This window comes from Bacillota bacterium (assembly GCA_012837285.1).
Lineage (GTDB): Bacteria > Bacillota > DTU030 > DUMP01 > DUMP01 > DUNI01.
The window spans coordinates 1-2749 of record DURJ01000106.1 but is presented as its reverse complement, the minus strand read 5'-3'; the positions used below and the strand labels follow the sequence as shown (position 1 = coordinate 2749).

The following is a 2749-nucleotide window of genomic DNA, read 5'->3' as shown; positions in this document are numbered from 1 at the left end:
CCTCACCTCCAGGAGAGATGAGGTGTGCACCTGTAATTTTGGCTTATCATAGCATAGCCACAAGTCGCTGTCAATACACCGGGATACGGTGTGATCCTTTTTGTAGTTCCAGTACTATTCGCCTTGAGCCGCGCTAATCGGGCGGAGCTTTGCTCCCGGCCTAAAATTGGGATTTTCCTCGACTTATCGGTGGCTAGGAAGTTTTTTCAACAATGAAGAAAAAAGGCCGCCTGTTGTCAAGCAGGCTGGCCCGTTCACGTTGCGAAGTAAACTGCGGCTGCAGTCTTTGACTAGTAACCTATTTCTTCAGATAGTGAGCCAGTAGATTTGCTACTGCTAATGAGTTCAGCTTAGTGTCGGCATGGTCACTCCTGGAAGTGGCAATGAGTGGATCCCGAGCGCCGATGACAATTGCGGCACCTTTCAAATGAGCGAAGTGAATAAATGACTTGTGGATTACATTGCCGGTTTTCATGTCAGGCACCAAGAGAATGTCTACCTTACCGGCCACAGGGCTGAAGATACCCTTGTGGGCGGCTGCTTCCTCCGAAACGGCATTATCAAATGCTAACGGCCCATCCACCACGGCGTTTTTGATTTCGCCCCTGTCAGCCATCTTGGCCAAGGCCGCCGCATCAACAGTTTCAGGCATATCTGGGTTAACCAATTCCAAAGCGCATAAAGCGGCCACTTTCGGTTTTTCAATGCCCAGTGCCTGGGCCAGGCAAATGGCGTTTTGCAGGATGCCTTTCTTTTGCTTCAGATCTGGGGTTATGTTAATGGCGCAGTCGGTTACAATTAGGAGTTTTTCTTTTTCGGGCCACTCGAAAATACTAGCCTGACTGATTAGCTGTCCGGCTCGCAGCCCTTTCTCCTTGTCCAGTACCGGTCTTAGGAAGGTGGCTGTCTGAAGCAAGCCTTTCATAAGCACATCGGCCTCATCTGATCGGACCAAGGCCACAGCTTTTGAGGCACACTCGTCCAGGCTGGCCGCTGGCACTATGGTATAAGCCGCTGCATCTTCGTTCAGCTCAGTTAGCAGGTGGGAGATGGTGCCTGGATTGCCCACCAGTACTCCTTCTGCTAGCCCGGCTTGTCTAGCCTCTTTGATTGCCGTAAGGACCTCGGGGTCCGCTGCCTGTGCTACAGCTACGCGTACCGGACCTTGGGCTCTTGCCTCCGCGATGACTTCTTGAAAATCTTTCATCTACATCCCCTCCACAGTAAAAACCTGTCTAAATTGTAGCAAGCCTTGGAGGAGGCTTGCCAACATAGAGATATTTCTACTTTTGTGTCACTTTTCCTGCTAAGAAGCGAACTATATCATGAACAAAGGAACTGGATCTTTAGGAAGGCGGGCGCTACCTTGGCTAGACTGTGGCTTTCGTGCTCGCCGAGAAGAAGCAACCGGTCATTATTATTGAACAGAAGTCTTTCTTACCATATAATGTGTTTAGAATATACGTTTCTTAATTGGATCGTGTTCTTAAGAGGAGTGAAGAAAGCGTGCAAAAGCTTACAGTAGCCGTAGCAATAGTCAGTGTAATTTCCTTGGCAGTAGTGGTTTTTAATGAAGTTCTTGTACCGGAGTATTTGCTTCATAAATTTAACGTGGCGACAAGAGGCACAGGAGCAATAGGGATTATCGGCGGTGCCGACGGTCCGACAAGTATTTTCATATCAAGTAAAACGTCTCCACGTCCGCTTACTGTTGTACTTACATTGGTCTTTATGATCGGAGTTGCCTTCCTGCTGTGGGCTAAAAAAGCATAAGACCAAGAGGAGAACAGTCCCCTGTTTACAACCGCGCTTTGTTAGAACTATAATCAGGTAAGAGGTAATGGCCCCACTGACCGCAAGACCAGGTGCTGACCAGAAGCAGTATTTACAGAATGAAAGAGAGTACCGGGTTTTGGACTCGGACGGCGTTATTGTTAAGGTAAGGCATGATTGTCATCACGAAAGTTTTGAGTCCAGAAAGAATATTTGAGGAGAACAAACCGAGGAGAGTAATGCATGAACGTTCTACAAGCTGTTGTGTTAGGTATTGTACAGGGCTTAGGAGAATTCTTACCTATTTCCAGCTCAGCCCATCTAGTATTAGTACCATGGCTCTTCAATTGGCCTGAGCACGGACTTACTTTCGATGTGGCTTTACATTTGGGTACTATGTTGGCAGTGATAGCCTATTTTTGGCGCGAGCTTTTGGAAGTGGTGTTCTTTGGACTGACTCGGCCACGAAGCAGAGACGGACAGCTATTCTGGTATTTGGCGGTGGCCTCGGTTCCGGGAGCCATACTTGGGTTGCTGTTCGAGGAACAGGCTGAGACCATTTTCCGGAGCCCTTGGCTGATAGCGCTGATGCTGGCTGCCATGGGTATTGTCCTTTGGCTGGCTGATAAGCGCGGGCGAAAGATAAGACGAATAGAAGATGTAACATTGCTGGACAGTATTCTGGTAGGCATTTCCCAGGGTGCAGCCATTATTCCCGGCGTTTCCAGGTCTGGCATTACCATGACTGCGGGCCTTCTTGTAGGCATGGAGCGAGAAGCGGCAGCGCGCTTTTCCTTCCTACTGTCGGTACCCATGGTGGCCGGTGCCGGCTTCTATAAACTCAAGGACATCACTTTTGCTGCCCTTGATTTACCCTTTGTTCTAGGTGTAATAGTGGCGGCAATGGTGGGGTACTGGGCTATTCACTTCTTACTTCAATACTTACGTCAGGGCAGTTACTTAGTCTTTGCCATCT

General features: G+C 48.8%; 2 protein-coding genes and 1 pseudogene. 2 read left to right on the top strand and 1 reads right to left on the bottom strand.

Translation table 11 applies throughout. From position 1 onward, the window contains the following. Window positions 1-298: 298 nt before the first annotated feature. Window positions 299-1207 (bottom strand): bifunctional enoyl-CoA hydratase/phosphate acetyltransferase, encoded by a 909-nt coding sequence (locus GX016_05945; protein HHT71100.1) that lies wholly within the window; start codon window positions 1205-1207, stop codon window positions 299-301. A gap of 425 nt (window positions 1208-1632) precedes the next feature. Here GX016_05945 and GX016_05940 point away from each other — a divergent pair. After that, a pseudogene (locus tag GX016_05940) lies at window positions 1633-1707 on the top strand (sodium ion-translocating decarboxylase subunit beta). Between the two features lie 309 nt (window positions 1708-2016). Continuing rightward, a partial coding sequence (uppP, locus tag GX016_05935; protein ID HHT71099.1) for an undecaprenyl-diphosphatase UppP occupies window positions 2017-2749 on the top strand: 733 nt, incomplete at its 3' end.